We start from the raw sequence: 16,119 nt of genomic DNA on the forward strand, positions 1-16,119 counted from the left end.
CGTCAATCGCCCCGAACTGGGGAGTGCGCCGCTAGGGGACTCTCCGTCCCGCCGTCGAACCACTAGCCTGTGGAAGCCGCACCATTCATCAGGGGGATTGATGTCATCGAGCAGCGCCATTCGCGACTTCGCGCAGTACGTCGGGCGATTCCGCTGGCCGCTCAGCGCGGCCGAACTCACCGACACCACCCGCTGCCCGGCCTGCGCGGCCACGCTGCCGGCGCCGGTCTGCCCGTCCTGCGGGCTCGACCTGCGTCATCCGGCCGCCCGTGAGCTGCTCACTGCGTCGACGGATGCCGCCACCGCCCTCGACAGGCGGGTGCAGCTGATCGGTCAGATCCGCTTCGAAGTTGCTGAGGCGGAGGCGGCCAGGGCCGTTGCGGCAGAGCAGCTGTTGGCGGTGCAGCTGGTGGCCGCACGGGCCGACGAGGCCGAGCGCCAGGCCCAGGCACAGGCGCAGGCGCAGGCGCAGGCACAGGCACAGGCACAGGCACAGGCCCAGGCCCAGGCACAGGCCCAGGCACAGGCCCAGGCTCAGGCGCAGGCGCAGGCACAAGCCCAGCGCGCCGCCGAGGCTGCGCGTGCCGCACAGGCCGCCGCGCCGGCCCTCGCACAGGCATCCGCCGCCACCCAGGCCGGCGCGCAGACCCCGGTCAGCGTCGCCGCCGCGGCCCCGGCCTCGCCCACCGTCGCCGCGCCCGCAGAACCCGCCCCGTCCGCCCAGCCCGTTCCCCCGTTCGCCCTGCCCGGTGTTTCTCCGGCGGCTCGCCCGGCCGCCCACACGCCGCCGACCCCGCCGAGCACCCCCGCACCGGCGATGCCGACGGGGCCGACCCCGCACAAGCGCTCGAGCGTGCAGGTCGTGCTGCTGCTCGTGGGTGTCACCCTCGTGTCGGTCGCGGCGATCGTCTTCCTCACCGTGGCCTTCGTCGTCGCCGGCCTGGCCGTACGCTCGGCCATCGTGGGGCTCTTCACCGTGGCCATGCTGATCACGGCGGGGCTGCTGCGGCGCAAGGGTCTGGTCAGCACGGCAGAGGGCATCGGCGCCCTCGCCGTGGTGCTGGTGCTCCTGGACGCCTGGGCGTTGCGGGAGAACGACCTGTTCGGCTTCGGCACCGTCGACGGCCTCCTCTATTGGGGCGTGACGCTGACGGTGTGCACCGCGCTGTTCCTGCTCTGGCACGCGGTGTCGTCGTTGCGGGTGGCCAGCGTGGCCGGTTTCGCCGCGGCCGCACCGGCTGTGGGTCTTCTCGCGGCCGGGTTGGCCGCGGATGCCGAGCCGGTCACCCGGGTGTTCCTGGCCGCGCTGGGCGTCGCAGCCGGCGCGCTCCTGCACCGGTTCACCCGGCCGGGAACGGCCTCGTTCTGGCCCGCCGTGGACCGCACGGCCGAGAGGATCGCCCTGCTCGCGCTGGCCGCCCTCGCCCTGGCCACCGCCACGCTGACCGCCGGATTCGTGGCTCCCGCCGAGACGTTGATTCCCCTGCTCACCTTCGGCGCCGTCGCCGCGGGCGCTCTCGCTCACACCGTCGTCGCGTTGACCGGGCGCACACCGGGTGCCCTCTACCGGGCTTTCGCCTACGCATCCGCCAGCCTGGCCACGCTGGCGGTGGTGTTCGGCATCGAGGTGTTCGTCTGGCGCACCGACGACAACACCCTGCTCGTGACCCTGCCGTTGCCGGCCATCGCCACTCTCGCTCTGGGCCTCGAACTCGCCTGGCGGCGCCGGGCGACCGGCCCCGCCCGCATCGCCCTGCTCACCGCCGCGCTCACCGCCGCGTCGTTCGTGGCCGCGATCGGTGCGGTTGCGTTGGCCACAGCCGCCGCGCCGCTGGCCTCCACCCTGCTCTCGACGTTCACGACGTCGGGCGATCCGCTCGTCTCGGTGAACGAGATGAGCGTCTGGGCGCTGGCCACGCTGACCGGCGTCGCCGTGCTGATGGCCGGGTTCTGGCGGGCCGGTGCGGTGCTCGCCCCACGCCTGCGGATACTCGCCTGGTTCGGTTTGGTCATGGTATTGCTGGCCGTGCCGTTCACCGAGGCGCTCTGGCTGGTGCTTCCGCTGTATCTGCTGCTGGGCGCCGCCGCCCTCACCGTGCTCCTGCTCGCCCGCGCCGGGCGTCTGACACTGGGCGGCTACCGGCCGATTGTCGTGACACTCTTCATCGCCAGCGAGGCGCTCGGTTACACCGTGAGCTGGGCCAGTAGCGCCAGTTGGTGGCTCGGCACGCTGTCGGCGGTGCTGACAGTGTTCGTCGCCCGGCTGCTGTTGAACCGCGAGTCTCAGGCCGGCGGCCGCGGTGCTCTGCTGTCCGGAGCGATCGCGCTCACCCTCGTCGGCGCCGCCGCCGCTCCGGAAGCGCTCACCCTGGCCGCGCCGCCCACTCCGGCCGTGCTCTGGCTGCTGGTGGCCCTCGCCGTGGCGTCGGCCACCGGTCTGCTCCAGCTGTTCCTGGCCCAGGGCCGGATCGGCGGATTCACCGCCGTAGAACGCCGAGCAGGATTCTGGACCCTGTTCGCCCCGACTCTGTTGGGCGTCCTACTGCCCACCGGGCGCATCATCGACGGCCTGAGCGGTGCCGACCGGGCGATGATGCCGCCTGCCGTCCCTGTCGCCGGCATCCTGGCCGCCGCGCTGATCGCGGCCGCGATGCTGCTCTGGACCCTGACCCGCGGCGGCGGCCTGCGCTGGGAGCGGTTCACCGCCGCGCTGCTCGTGGCCCCCGCCGTGCTCGCACTCACGGTGAACCTCATCTCCCTCACCGAGGCGCCCGGCACGGTGTCGGTGCTCGCCGCGCCGATCGCCGCTCTGCTCACGGTGGCACTGGCCCTGGTCCTCCGCACTCTCGCACGCACCATCGGCGGCACCACCGGCAGCCGGGCGCGTTCGTCGGCCGGCCTGGAGATCGGCGCCGCCGTGGTGCTCGCCTCCGTCTTCCTGCGGCCCGGACTCGCCGAGCTGGGCTGGCTGGTGCTGCTGCTCACCGCGGTGGTCCTGCTGCTCACCGCGATCGACGCCGACGGTCTCTTCGCCTCTGCCTCCTGGCGCCGCCATGTCGGCTGGCTCTCGCTCGTCGCGGCCACCGCCGGGCTCTGGTGGGGCCTGGCCCGCGCCGGCACCACCCCGGTGGAGGCCTACGTGCTCCCCCTGGCCGGACTGCTGTTGCTGCTGGCCGCGTTGCTCTGGCGTTACGGTCGCATCGACCGCGCCGTCACCGCCAGCCGGGGCGCCGCGCTGCTCACCCTGGCCGGGCTCTCGGTGGCCCTGCTGCCCCTGGCCCTCAGCATGCAGACCGGGTCGCCGGTGCGTCCGGTCATCGTCGGCGCGGCATCCGCGGTGCTGCTCATCGGCGCCACGCTCGTGCGCTGGGCGCCGCCGCGCTCGGCCTACCTGGCCGCGACCGCGCTGGCCGGTGCTCTCGGGCTGCTCAGCACCGGCATCGCCCGCTCGTTGCGCCTGCTCGACACCGCGGGCGCCACGGGACCGCTGCTCGAGGCGTGGCTGCTGCCCACCGTGGTCATCACGGCCGTCGCGGCGTTCCTGCTGGTGCGCCACCCGGATGCCCGCACCCGCCTGGCCAGGGACCGCGCCTCCGTCGTGCTCCTGGTCGTGGCCCTCGGCGCCCTCACCGTGCTGGAAACGGCCTCGTTCGACACCTCGGCTCTGGCGGCCGGCCGCGCGATCGCCCTCGTGGGCGTTCTGGCCGTCGGGCATGTGCTGGCGCTCTGGCGGCCGCAGGTGCCACTGGGCACCATCGCGGCGTGGACCTGTGCCGCCCTGGCCGGCTTCGCTGCCGGCGCCGCGCTCGTCGCCGGCACTGTGGAGCCATTCGAGCTCGTGACGGTGCCCGTCGGACTCGCTCTGGTGGCCGGTCAGCTCGTTACGGCCCGCCTCCGGGCCACGGATGGCGCCCGGCCCACCGGAGCGTGGGCCTGGACCGGCGCCGGACTAGCGCTGGCGCTGCTGCCCAGCGCCGTCGTGGCGGCCACACCCGGCGCCACGACCCTCGGTACCGCCGGCCTCACCGACGACGCCGTGCGCCAACTGGTCACCCTGACCCTCGGCGGCCTGCTCGCCATCGCGGGCGCCGTACTACTGGGCCGCCCCCGGTGGAGCCTGCTCGCCTGGCCCGGCCTGCTCGTGGGAACCGCGGCCGTCGTGGTCACGGCGACCGGGCGCATCCTGGCGCTGGTGACGGTGCCGGCGGCCGGCGCCGACTGGCGCCTCGAGGCGTGGCTGCTGCCCGCGGCGCTGCTGCTGGTGGTCACCGGCGGCATCATCATCCGGCACACGCCGTTCATCGTCTCCGTTGCGACGGCTCCGACGGCGACCCATACCCGCACCGTGCGCCGGAGCTTCGGCTACGGCCTCGTCGGCCTGGCACTGCTCGGCATCCTCGGCGCGGAAACTGCGGCACTGCCGTTCGGTCCGTACGCCGAGGGACGCGTGATCGCCCTGGTCGCTCTGTTCGCCGTGCTGCACGTGGCCCTTCGCTGGTTCGATCGCAGCCCCGCGGGTACCGTGCTCGCCTGGTTCAGCTGGGCCGCAGGCCTGGTCGCGCTCCTGGCCGGCCTCGGGTTCGGCCTGCCCACCCCGCTCGAACTCACCACCGGTCCGCTGGGGCTCTCCCTGATTCTCGGGCAGCTCCTGGCCGCCGGGCTTCTCGGTCCGGCGCGGAACCCGGCGTCCCTGCGGGAGTCTGCCGCCGGTCCGGTTCTGCAGGCCTGGCTGGCCGTGGGGCTGGGTCTGGTACTGCTGCCCAGTGCGGTCGAGGGTGCCCAGGGCGCCCTGCTGCGACCGGTACTGGTGCTCACCGTCGGCGGCATCCTCACGGTCGGCGGAGCCTTGCTGATCAGCCGGCCGCGCTGGCGGGTTGTGGCCTGGCCCGGCGTCCTGGTCGGTGCCGTGGCCGTCGCCGTCGCCGCGTCGGGACGCATCCGGCCGCTGCTCGGCTCGCCGGCCGGCCCGGACGGCCGGCTCGAGGCCTGGCTCCTGCCGGCCGCCCTGCTGCTGATCGGCGCGGGCTACGTCATCATCGCCAGATCCCCGGCGCTGGTACGGCCGGTTCACGCGGATGCTGCCGCGATGGATGCCGCTGTCACGGTGACCGTGGACCCGGCCGGTCCGCGCCGTCTGCTCGGCTACGGCCTCGTCATCGTCGCCCTCACCGGCATCCTCGGGACCGAAACCGCCGCGTTGCCCTATACGGCCTTCGCCGCGGGCCGGGTGATCGCCCTGATCGCGCTGTTCGCCGTGCTGCAGGTCGCCGTGCGCTGGTTCGACCGCAGCCGCGCGGGCGTCCTGCTGGCCTGGCTGCTCGTGGCCGCCGGCTTCCTGGTGCTGGTCGCCGGTCTCGGCCGGGACCTGCTCGACCCCGTCGAGGTGGGCACCGTGCCGCTGGGGATCGCCCTGGTCGTCGGTCAGCTGATCTCGGCGCGGGTCATCGGCCGGGCGCGGGGTACCTCGTTCCCGGTCCCCTCGGCCCGTCTGGTGCAGTCCGGTCTCGTCGTGGGCCTGGCGGCGCTAGTGCTGCCCAGCGCTCTCCTCGGCGCTGAAGGCACCCCGGTGCGTGCGGTGCTCAGCCTGGCGATCGGCGGTGCCCTGGCCGTCCTGGGCGCCCTGCAGACAACCCATCCACGCTGGACCCTGCTCGCCTGGCCGGCCTGCCTGGTGGGCACCCTCACCGTCCTGACCGCCGCGGGCCTGCGGATCCTCACCCTGCCCGGAGCCCCGGCCGGACCGAGCGGCGAGCTGGAGGCCTGGCTGCTGCCGGCCGCCGCCCTCCTGGTGGCCACCGGAACCTGCCTGGTCTGGGTTGCCCGCAGCACCGATTCCGCCGACGCCACCAGCCTGCCGCTTCGCAGTGGGTATGGCCTCGTCGTCGCGGCCCTGCTCGGCACCGTGCTCGCCGAAGTGGTCGCCCTGGGCTACCCACCGCTGGCAACGGTGCGGGTGGTGCTGGTGGTCTGGGTCTTCGCGGCGGTGTTCCTGGCCGCGTTCTGGGGCGACCGTAGCCCGCTGGGCCGGCTCATCGCCGGGGCGGCCCTCGCGGGTACCGCCGGGATGCTCGTGGCCGGCCTGTTCCACGACGTGCCGGACCCCGTCGAGATCGTCACCGTGCCGCTGGCGCTGGCGCTCGTGGCGGCCGGGCTGGTGCACCTGCGGCGGGTGCCCGCTGCGGGCAGTTGGCCCGCGCTCGCCCCCGGCCTGCTCCTCCTGCTGGTGCCGTCGCTGCTGCTCGACCTGAGCGTCAGCCCGGTCTGGCGCGTGGTGGGCCTCGGCGTGGTCGCCATCGCGGTGCTGCTACTCGGCACCGCGCGGCGGTTGCAGGCTCCGTTCGTGCTCGGCGCCACGGTGCTGTTGCTGCACGCGCTCGCCCAGCTCTGGCCGTGGATCGCCCTGCTCTACGTCTCGGTGCAGTGGTGGCTCTGGCTCGGTATCGGCGGCGTGCTGCTGATCGTGCTCGCCGCGCGGTACGAGCAGCGCATCCAGAACTTCAAGACGGCGGCGCTGAAGATCTCCGCGCTGCGCTAACCGCTCCCCACAGCGCCCCGCGCTCAGCCCGTCACAACCGGTGCGGGGCGCGGGGTGCAACTCCTGCGGATGACCGGCGCCGCGCATCGTGGAAGCATGGGGAGGTGCCCGAATCCAGCGCCCCCGAGTTCCTCAGCACGACCCGCCTGCGACTGGCACCTCTCGCCGCGGCCGATGTGGCCGAGGTGCACGCCATCTACGCCGACCCGGGAACCTGGCTGCACCTGCCGACCGGCCGCCACACGGCCCTCGCACAGGCCGAGCGGATGGTCGACGAGAGCGAGCAGAGCTGGGCCGCATCCGGTTTGGGGCGCTGGGCGATTCGGTTGCGGCACGACCTGCCCAGCACTGCACTGCCCGGCACCACCCTGGCGGCGGGAATGCTCATCGGGGTGGCCTCGGCGACGCTGATGGACTGCGGGGCGCACAACTTCGGCTACCGGCTGACCCCGGCCAGCTGGGGAATCGGACTGGCCACCGAGGCCGCCACGGTGGCCCTCGCCGCGGCGCAGGCCTCGGCGAATCCGGTGACCGCCCGCGTTCTGGCCGGCAACCCCGCCTCGGTGCGGGTGCTCGAGCGCATCGGGCTCACCCTGGTGTGGCGCGGGCAGGGGGTGGCCGGCACGGCGTCCGACCAGCCCGCCACCGCGGCGCTCGAACGGCTCATCTTCGCGGACCGGCCCCTCAAGCCCGATCTGCTGGCCGCGATCATCAATCTCGGCTGACCTGCCGTCCGCGCCTGCGGTCCAGGCGGAGATCTTCCGGCCGTGTCGGCGTGTCGTGGTCGCCGGCCCGGCGAGTCCCGAAATTCTCCGCCTTTAGGTAGTCGCTCGGCCGCGCCGGAACCCGCTCAGGGCTGTTCGCCGAGCTCGGTGACCTGTTGGCGGTACTGCTCGGCCGTGAGCTCGCCGCGTGCGTAGCGCTCGTCGAGGATCCGTCGGGCATTGCTCCTACGCGGGCCCACCGGGCCGGGCGAGTCGTCGCGGAACACCCGCACGGTCCACACAATGAGCAACACGACCGCGCCCAGCGATAGCAACCCGTAGAGCCAGAGCCAGGCCGGGTTCATTCCGTATCCCCACATCATCCAGGTTCCTTTCCTGACGAGCACAAGTGATCGTGACCCCCACGGTAGTCTCATTGCCCTTGCCTGGTACCCCTAGGGGGTATAGCGTAAGGGTATGCCTTCCCACCCGGATCACCACATCGACCAGCCCACCGACGGCGCCTCTCCGGCGGATCAGGCCGCGATGAATCACGCCGACACGGACCACGAATCGATGGACCACACCTCGATGGACCATGGGGCCATGGGACATGCCGGGCACGGCGATCACGTCGCCCGATTCCGCCAACTGTTCTGGCTGATGCTGGTGCTTGCCGTTCCCGTCGTGGTCTTCAGCGGCATGTTTTCCATGCTCCTGGGCTATGAGTTGCCCCACGCCGCCTGGGTCGCCTGGGTCTCGCCGCTGCTGGGCACGGTGATGTACGTCTGGGGCGGCCGCCCGTTCCTCACCGGCGCGGTGGCCGAGCTCAGGCAACGCTCTCCCGGCATGATGCTGCTCATCGCACTGGCGATCACCGTGGCGTTCCTCTCCTCCTGGGGCGCGAGCCTGGGCATCCTGGCCATGGAGCTCGATTTCTGGTGGGAACTCGCGCTGCTGATCGTGATCATGCTGCTCGGCCACTGGATCGAGATGCGCTCGCTGGCGCAGTCCTCGTCCGCGCTCGAATCGCTGGCGGCGCTGCTGCCCGACGAGGCCGAGCGGGTGGATGACGGCACCGTCACTCTTGTCGCTCCCGCCGACCTCGAGGTGGGCGACCTGGTCATCGTGCGACCGGGCGCCCGGATCCCCGCCGACGGACAGGTCACCGAGGGCACCGCCGATGTGGACGAGTCGATGATCACGGGCGAATCCCGTCCGGTGCGCCGCGGCCCCGGCGCCGCGGTCGTGGCCGGCACCGTCGCCACCGACACGGCCCTGCGGCTGCGGGTGACCGCGGTCGGCGACGATACCGCGCTCGCGGGCATCCGCCGGCTCGTCGCCGAGGCGCAAGCCTCGTCGTCGCGGGCGCAGCGCCTGGCCGATCGGGCGGCCGGCTGGCTGTTCTGGTTCGCGCTCGGTGTCGGTCTGCTCACCGCGATCGCGTGGACCCTGCTCGGCAGCCCGGAGGATGCCGTGATGCGCACCATCACCGTTCTGGTAATCGCCTGCCCGCACGCGTTGGGCCTGGCGATTCCGCTGGTGGTGTCGATCGCGACCGAGCGGGCCGCCCGCGGCGGGGTGCTCGTGACCGACCGGCTCGCCCTGGAGAGCATGCGTACCGTCGACACCGTGCTGTTCGACAAAACCGGCACTCTCACCCGGGGCGAACCCGTGGTCAGTCACGTGCACGCCGCCGCCGGTCACACCGAGGAGGACGTGCTCGCCCTGGCGGCCGCCGTGGAGGCCGACAGCGAGCATCCGCTGGCCACGGCCATCATCGCCGCGGCCCGCGGCCGATCCGTTCCAGCGGCCACCGGGTTCCGGGCGGCCACCGCCGTGGGCGTGAGCGCCACGGTCGCCGGCCACGAGGTGGCGGTGGGCGGGCCGAGCCTGCTCAGCCGCCATCACGCCGAGCCGCTCGAGCACACCGACGCCTGGGCCGCCGAGGGCGCCATCGTGCTGCACGTGCTGCAAGACGGCCGCGTGATCGGCGCCATCGGCCTCGCCGACGAGGTGCGGCCGGAATCGACGGAGGCCGTCGCCGCCCTGCACGCCCTGGGCATCGCGGTGGTGATGATCACCGGCGACGCCGAGGCCGTGGCGCACAATGTGGCCGCCCAGCTCGGCATCGACAGGGTCTTCGCCGGCGTGCACCCCGACCGAAAGGCCGCCGCCGTGGTGCAGCTGCAACAGGAAGGTCACCGGGTGGCCATGGTGGGCGACGGGGTCAACGACGCCCCGGCTCTGGCCCAAGCCGACGTGGGCATCGCCATCGGCGCCGGCACGGATGTCGCGATCGCCTCCGCCGGCGTCATCCTGGCCAGCGACGACCCCCGATCGGTGCTCTCGGTGATCGAGCTCTCCCGCGCCAGCTACCGCAAGATGACGCAGAACCTGTGGTGGGCCGCCGGCTACAACCTGCTCGCGGTGCCGCTGGCCGCCGGAGTCCTCGCCCCGATCGGCTTTGTGCTGCCGATGGAAGTGGGTGCGCTGCTGATGTCGGCCTCGACGGTGGTGGTGGCCGTGAACGCGCAGCTGCTTCGGCGCCTCGACCTGCGGCCCCAGGTGAGCACAGCCCGGGTGCTCGGCGCCCGCCACCCCGACGCCACGCCGAGACCGGTGTCCTGATGCGGGCGCCTCCGGCAACACCCCGGAATCAGGAACCGCCAGCCCTGGCCCGCCCCGTCAGCCGGCGCACCGTTCTGGCCCTGGGCGGGCTGGGCGTCATTGCCGTGGCGGGCGGAGCGGCCTCGCTCTGGGCGACCTGGCCGTCGGGCACAGCCGGGTTCGTCGGCGGTGACGACCTGCACCAGCCCGACGAGCTGACGAGCAGCGGCGGGCTGCTCGATGTCACCCTCTCCGCCACACCGGCCACGACCGTGATCGGCGGGCGCAGCGCGAGGGTGCTCGGTTACAACGGCGGCCTGCCCGGCCCCACGCTGCGGCTCGTTCCCGGCGACCGGCTGCGGGTCACGCTGGTCAACGGCCTGGCCGGCCCGACCAACCTGCACGTGCACGGCCTGCACGTGTCGCCGAAGGGAAACGGCGACAACATGGCCGTCATGGTGAAGACCGGTGAGTCCTTCCACTACGAGTACCGGCTGCCGGCCGACCACCCGCCCGGCGTGTACTGGTACCACCCGCACCACCACGGCACCGTCGCCGACCAGGTCTTCGGCGGCCTGTACGGCACCATCGTCATCGACGACCCGGTGCCCATCGAGAGCAGCCGGGAACGGGTCCTGGTGATCTCGGACGTCACGCTCGACGGCGTCGGTGCGGTCGCGGACGCATCCGCCGCGGACCGGATGCAGGGCCGGGAGGGCGAGCTTGTGCTGGTCAACGGTCAATTGGCGCCTGTCCTGGCGCTACGACCCGGCGAGCGCGAGAGGTGGCGGATCGTGAACGCCTGCGTCTCCAGATACCTCCGACTGCGCCTCGACGGTCAACGGTTGCAGCTGCTCGGCATCGACTCCGGTCGCCTCGAAAGACCGGCGGAGGTGGACGAGATCCTGCTCGCGCCGGGCAATCGGGCCGATGTCCTCGTCACCGCGGTGCAGGGCGGAACCGAGTTGCGCACCCTGGCCTACGACCGGGGCACCGCGACCTCCGGCGGCATGATGGGCGGCTCCGGTCAGGCCGCGACGGGCACCGAGGTCGCCCTCGCGACTGTCACGGTGACCGGGGACCCGGTGGCGGCGCCGGGGGCCGTGCCACGCCAGCCGGCACCGCTCGACCTGCGCGGTGCGACCGTGACGGCTCGGCGCGAACTCAGCTTCGACATGGGAATGGGTATGGGCGGCGGCTCGATGATGACTTTCACCATCAACGGGCAGGAGTTCGACCCGGAGCGCCTCGACACGACAGTGCTGGCCGGCAGCGTGGAGGAGTGGACGCTGCGCAACACGAGCGAGATGGACCATCCTGTGCACCTGCACGTGTGGCCGATGCAGATCGTCGATCGGGGCGGCACCGCCGAGGCTGCAGTCGTGTGGCGCGATGTGGTGAACGTGCCGGCCCGCGGGCAGACCACAGTGCGCATCAGTTTCGCCGACTTCGCCGGACGCACCGTCTACCACTGCCACATCCTCGACCACGAGGACGCCGGGATGATGGGGACGATCCTGGTGCGGTAAGCGGGTCCATCAGGCGCGAACCCTCGCCGACGATTCGGGCGCCGTCGGAACGATTGACCCGTTGGTCAGAGAACACGACTAGCCTCCATGGATGGCCGAAACACGAACACCCGCCGCGCCCCGCGCTGTGGAGCTCTACTGTCCCACCGCTGACGACTGGGCAGGCCTGCGCGATATCCGTCTCCGGTCCATCGCGAACTTCCCGTTGGGCTTCTTCGAATCATTCGCCGCCGTCCTCGCGCTCACCGAAACTGACTGGCGTCAGCGCGGCGCCCGGAACACCGAACCCACCAGCTTCCAGGTTGTCGCACGCACCCCCGGCGAACAGTGGGTCGGCACGATGGCCGCCTTTGTGTCCTCCGGTCCGCCGAGCTACCGGCCGGGCGAGCCGCCGATCGGCGGCCCGGTTCGCGCCAACCTGGTGGGCGTCTGGGTCGACCCCTCCTATCGCGGCCGCACCGGAGTGGCCACGCGACTGCTCGGCGCCGTCCGCACCTGGGTCGCCGACGAGCAGCACCTCGACCGGATCTACCTGCACGTTCACGAGAGCAATCACCGCGCCATCCGCTTCTACGAGAAGAACGGCGCCCGCCCCACCGGCGACTACATCACGGACCCGCACCGCACCTCGGAGCGGCACCTGGAAATGGTCCTGGCCGCGCAGGGCTGAGATGGACCTGCTCCTCGAATTCTGGACCCGCGTCTCGGCCACGAACGCTCCCCTGCCGGCTTTGACGGTGTGGGTGACCATCGCCGCGGCCGCCCTACTCGTGCTGGTGCCGCCGGCCTGGAAACTGACCCGGCACGGCATCACGATCGTGCACGAGGGCGGCCACGGGCTCGTCGCGGCTCTCGGCGGCCGCCGCCTGCAGGGCATCCGGCTGCACTCCGACACCTCCGGCCTCACCGTGAGCCGCGGCAAGCCGCGCGGTCCCGGCATGGTCTTCACCCTGCTCGCCGGGTACACGGCGCCGGCCCTGCTCGGGCTCGGGGCGGCGTGGATGCTCAGCCGCAGCCATGACATCGGCCTGCTCTGGGCGCTGCTTGCGGCGCTGGCGCTGCTGCTGGTGCAGATCCGCAACTGGTTCGGGCTGTGGTCGGTGGCGGTCACCGCGGCGGTGGTCTTCGCGGTCACCTGGTTCGGCTCGCCCACCGTGCAGAGCATCTTCGCCGTGCTGGTCACCGCGTTCCTGCTGCTCGGCGCCCTGCGCACCGTCGTCGAGCTGCAGGTCACCCGGTCGCGCCGCGGCGGCACCGCCTCGGACGCCGACCAGCTGGCCCGGCTCAGCCACCTGCCCGGCCTGTTCTGGGTGCTGGTGTTCTTCGCCGTGGCCGGCGCCTGCCTCGTCGGCGCGGCGAGACTGCTCGGCCTGGTCTAGCCGCAACGTCTCGACTTGCCGCAAAACGCCCCCTCAGACGCCCGGAGGGGGCACTGTGCGGCAACTCACGAACGGGCACTCCCGGCCGCGCGCGTGCGCCCCTAGAAGACGCTGGTGCCGAGCAGGGTGCCGACCAGCCAGGTGACGAAGAGTGCCGCGGCACCGCCGGTGACCACGCGCACGGTGGCGCGGGCGAGGCGACTGCCGCCGAGTCGGGCGCCGAGCGCGCCGGTGAGGGCCAGGGCCACCAGCACGGCGAGGAACGTCACCGGGACCCGGACGTTCTCCGGCGGTAGCAGGATCGCCAGCAACGGCAGGATCGCTCCGAGCGTGAAGGCCAGGGCCGAGGCGGCGGCGGCGTGCCAGGCGCTGGCCACATCCTCTTCGACGATGTTGAGTTCGAGCGAGAGGTGCGCCTTGAGGGCATCCTTCTCGGTGAGCTCGAGCGCCACCTGGCGGGCGGTGGCCGGGGCCAGCCCGCGCTCCTCGTAAAGGGTGGTGAGCACGTCGAGTTCGCCGGCCGGGTCGTCGCGCAGCTCGCGCTTCTGCTTCTCGATCATGGCGCGCTGGCTGTCACTCTGGCTGCTCACCGAGACGTATTCGCCCAGCGCCATCGAGATGGCCCCGCCGACGAGCCCTGCCGCGCCGGCCGCCACGATGGCCGGCGTGGAGGCGCCGGCACCGGCGACGCCGACCACGATCGCGGCCACGGACACGATGCCGTCGTTGGCGCCGAGCACGCCGGCGCGCAGCCAGTTGAGCCGGGTGGCCAGGCTGCCGCCCAGCGAAGCGCCCTCTGTTTGGGCGCGCGGTGCGGCATCCGGGGCGGCGTGAAAGGGCCTGAACAGCGGGGGCGAGAGGATGGCCATAGAGTCACCATAGGCACCCCCCGCCGACTCCGCCAGCCTGGAAAGCCTTGCCTAATCCCCCTGATCAGAGGATGGAAAGGCTAACCTAATCGGCGGCAGTGCCCAGCTGTGGTCTGCGGCTGCCGCCTAGAACGGCACCCCGCACACGAGCGCGGCATTGGCGAACGCGGTAGCTTCCCCGGTGCGCACGAACACCCGCGCAGACGCCGAGAGCACCTTGAGGTCACCGTGTCCGATGTACTCGATGTCGGTGAAGCGCCCGCTCAGCCAGTCCCCGGCCTCCGTGCCCTGTGCCTCCGACGCGGCCACGCAACGCTCGACGACGAGTTCGCCCAGCAGCGCGTCGAGAACCTGCTCGAAGCGCGGCACGCCGTGCACCAGGGCAAGGTCGATCACCGGCACGCCGGCGGGTGCGGGCATGCCGCAGTCCGCGACGAGGACGATGTCACCGTGACCCAGGCGGCTGAGGGCCGCGTTCAGGTCGGCGTTCAGGATGCCGGCGCGTTTCACGGGTGTGCCTCGTTCTTCTCGGTGGCGGAGTCGATCGCCGAATCGGCGGCTGCATCGGGACGGACCTTGGGAAGGCTGTCGCCCTCGTGCGGATAGGACGGCTGCGTTCCCCGGGACTGCACTGCGAACGCCCCCACCCGCACGGCCAGCCGGGCCGCCTCGCGCAGGGTGTCCCCGGCGGCGAGCCGGGCGCTCACAGCGCCCACGAAGGCGTCGCCAGCGCCGGAGCTGTCGACCGCCTCCACGACGGGGGACGCCACAGTTTCGGTGCCCTCGGCGTCGGAGACGATCGCGCCGAGCGCACCGCGGGTGAGCACAACAGAGGCCACCCCCCACTCGCGCAGCCGGGCCACCGCCTCGGCGTCGGTCGCGGGCGGCGCTGTGCCGGGCGTGAGCTGCGCCAGGAGCAGCGCGGCCTCGTGTTCGTTCACGATCAGGGGGTCGGCGGCCGCGATCGTGGCGGGGTCGAGCTCGATCACCGGGGCCAGGTTGAGCACCAGGCGCCCGCGGGTCAGCCGGGCGGCGGCGGCGCTTCCTGCTGCGGGGATCTCGCCCTGCAGCACCACCACGGCGGCCCCGGCGATGAGGCCGGCGCTCTGGCCGACGACACCGGCATCCACCGCGGCGTTGGCCCCGGGGATGACGACGATGGTGTTCTCACCGTCGGCGGCCACCGTGATCAGGGCCAGGCCGGTGGGCCCGTCCACGGCCCGCACGCTGGACAGGTCGACCTGCGCGGATTCGAGGATGGCCGTGGCCGAGGAGGCCAGGGCGTCCAGGCCGACCGCGCCGACCATGCTCACCCGGGCGCCGAGCTGGGCCGCGGCGACGGCCTGGTTGGCGCCCTTACCGCCGGGCAGAACGGTGATCGAGGTGCCGATCAGAGTCTCGCCCGGCAGCGGATGACGCGCGACGGTGGTGACCTGGTCGGCGTTGATCGAGCCGACCACGACAACCCCGGTCAGGGTCGCCGCGGAGTCTGGGTGCGGGGTTGGCGGGGTCACTTGGAGAAGTCGCCCACGTTCGTCTTCGTGACGGCAACGACGTCGACGGGGACTGTCGCTTCGACATCCTCACCGTTGATGGCCTTGACGGCCAGTTCGATGGCGAGCTTGCCGAGTTCGGCGGGCTGCTGGGCGACGGTGGCGTAGAGCGAGCCGTCCGAGATGGCGGTCAGGCCATCCGCGGTGCCGTCGAAGCCCACAACGGACACCTCGGAGCCGGCGCGAGCGCCGAGAGCCTGGATGGCGCCGAGGGCCATCTCGTCGTTTTCGGCGAAGATGCCGGTGACACCGGGGTTGGCCTGCAGCAGGTTGGTGGTGACGTCGAGTGCGGAGGCCCGGTCGAAGTTCGCGGTCTGCTCGGCGACGACGGTGATGTCGGGGTAGGCGGCGATGCCCTCGTCGAAGCCGGCGCCGCGGTCGCGGCTGGCGGAGGTGCCCGATACGCCCTGCAGGGAGATGACGGTGCCCTTCTCCCCCATGGCTGCGGCGAGCTCGTCGGCAGCCTGCTTGCCGCCGGCGACGTTGTCACTGGCGACGAGGGAAGTCAGGTCGGCGTCGTTGACCGTGCGGTCGACGCCGATGACCGGGATGTCGGCGGCGATCAGCGCGTTCACCGAGGCGCTGGCGGCGTCGGAGTCGACCGGGTTGACGATGACGGCCTTGGTGCTTCCGGCGGTGGCCGTGGCCAGCTGGTTGGCCTGGGTGGCGGAGTCGTTCTGGGCGTCGACGATGTAGAGGTCGACGCCGGCCTCGTCGGCGGCGGCCTGGGCGCCGTCGCGCAGCTCGACGAAGAACGGGTTGTTCAGGGTGGAGATCGCGAGCACGATCTTCGGCCCGCTGGCCTCGTCGCCGCCGCCGCGGCCGCAGGCGGTGGTGCCGGCGAGGATCAGTGCTGCCGTGGCGGTGACGGCGGCGATACGGCGAAAGGAGGATGACTTCATTGTGTTTCCTTTGTTGTGGTGGGTCGGTGTGAGGTAAG

The 16,119-nt window shown here is 72.4% G+C and carries 11 protein-coding genes; 6 read left to right on the forward strand and 5 right to left on the reverse strand.

Annotation, left to right across the window (positions count from 1 at the left end):
- The first annotated feature begins 100 nt into the window (after positions 1 to 100).
- Both B7495_RS16160 and B7495_RS19175 read left to right on the forward strand, forming a co-directional pair.
- A complete protein-coding gene (locus B7495_RS16160; RefSeq protein WP_151199595.1) occupies positions 101 to 6,535 on the forward strand; it encodes an SCO7613 C-terminal domain-containing membrane protein in 6,435 nt (2,144 codons plus the stop codon).
- Between the two features lie 104 nt (positions 6,536 to 6,639).
- Positions 6,640 to 7,260, forward strand: a complete 621-nt coding sequence (locus tag B7495_RS19175; protein WP_168195343.1) for a GNAT family N-acetyltransferase — start codon at positions 6,640 to 6,642, stop codon at positions 7,258 to 7,260.
- A gap of 125 nt (positions 7,261 to 7,385) precedes the next feature.
- Here the strand turns inward: B7495_RS19175 and B7495_RS16170 are convergent, their stop codons facing one another.
- On the reverse strand, positions 7,386 to 7,622 hold the full coding sequence (locus B7495_RS16170; RefSeq protein ID WP_088457484.1) for an SHOCT domain-containing protein: 237 nt from the start codon (positions 7,620 to 7,622) through the stop codon (positions 7,386 to 7,388).
- Positions 7,623 to 7,716: 94 nt separating this feature from the next.
- Here B7495_RS16170 and B7495_RS16175 point away from each other — a divergent pair, with 94 nt between their 5' ends.
- From B7495_RS16175 to B7495_RS16190, 4 genes are all read left to right on the forward strand, one after another.
- Complete coding sequence (locus tag B7495_RS16175) at positions 7,717 to 9,870, forward strand: copper-translocating P-type ATPase (RefSeq protein WP_088457485.1); 2,154 nt, start codon at positions 7,717 to 7,719, stop codon at positions 9,868 to 9,870.
- Positions 9,870 to 11,378, forward strand: coding sequence for a multicopper oxidase family protein (locus tag B7495_RS16180; RefSeq protein WP_088457486.1), 1,509 nt, complete (start codon positions 9,870 to 9,872; stop codon positions 11,376 to 11,378). The genes B7495_RS16175 and B7495_RS16180 overlap by 1 nt, the downstream gene beginning before the upstream one ends.
- Before the next feature lie 91 nt (positions 11,379 to 11,469).
- Complete coding sequence (locus B7495_RS16185) at positions 11,470 to 12,048, forward strand: GNAT family N-acetyltransferase (RefSeq protein WP_088457487.1); 579 nt, start codon at positions 11,470 to 11,472, stop codon at positions 12,046 to 12,048.
- Between the two features lies 1 nt (position 12,049).
- Positions 12,050 to 12,757 carry a M50 family metallopeptidase gene (locus B7495_RS16190; protein ID WP_088457488.1) on the forward strand — a complete coding sequence of 236 codons (708 nt, stop codon included), beginning with the start codon at positions 12,050 to 12,052 and terminating at the stop codon, positions 12,755 to 12,757.
- A gap of 101 nt (positions 12,758 to 12,858) precedes the next feature.
- Here B7495_RS16190 and B7495_RS16195 read toward each other — a convergent pair whose 3' ends face one another.
- From B7495_RS16195 to B7495_RS16210, 4 genes are all read right to left on the reverse strand, one after another.
- On the reverse strand, positions 12,859 to 13,626 hold the full coding sequence (locus tag B7495_RS16195) for a VIT1/CCC1 transporter family protein (protein ID WP_088457489.1): 768 nt from the start codon (positions 13,624 to 13,626) through the stop codon (positions 12,859 to 12,861).
- A gap of 126 nt (positions 13,627 to 13,752) precedes the next feature.
- Entirely contained in the window at positions 13,753 to 14,136 is a 384-nt protein-coding gene (gene rbsD / locus B7495_RS16200) for a D-ribose pyranase (RefSeq protein ID WP_088457490.1), read from the reverse strand.
- A complete protein-coding gene (locus B7495_RS16205; RefSeq protein ID WP_240632285.1) occupies positions 14,133 to 15,140 on the reverse strand; it encodes a ribokinase in 1,008 nt (335 codons plus the stop codon). The genes rbsD and B7495_RS16205 overlap by 4 nt, the downstream gene beginning before the upstream one ends.
- Positions 15,137 to 16,081, reverse strand: a complete 945-nt coding sequence (locus B7495_RS16210; protein ID WP_088457491.1) for a substrate-binding domain-containing protein — start codon at positions 16,079 to 16,081, stop codon at positions 15,137 to 15,139. The genes B7495_RS16205 and B7495_RS16210 overlap by 4 nt, the downstream gene beginning before the upstream one ends.
- Positions 16,082 to 16,119: the final 38 nt, after the last annotated feature.

Source organism: Cryobacterium sp. LW097, assembly GCF_002205495.2.
Classification (GTDB): Bacteria; Actinomycetota; Actinomycetes; order Actinomycetales; family Microbacteriaceae; genus Cryobacterium; species Cryobacterium zongtaii.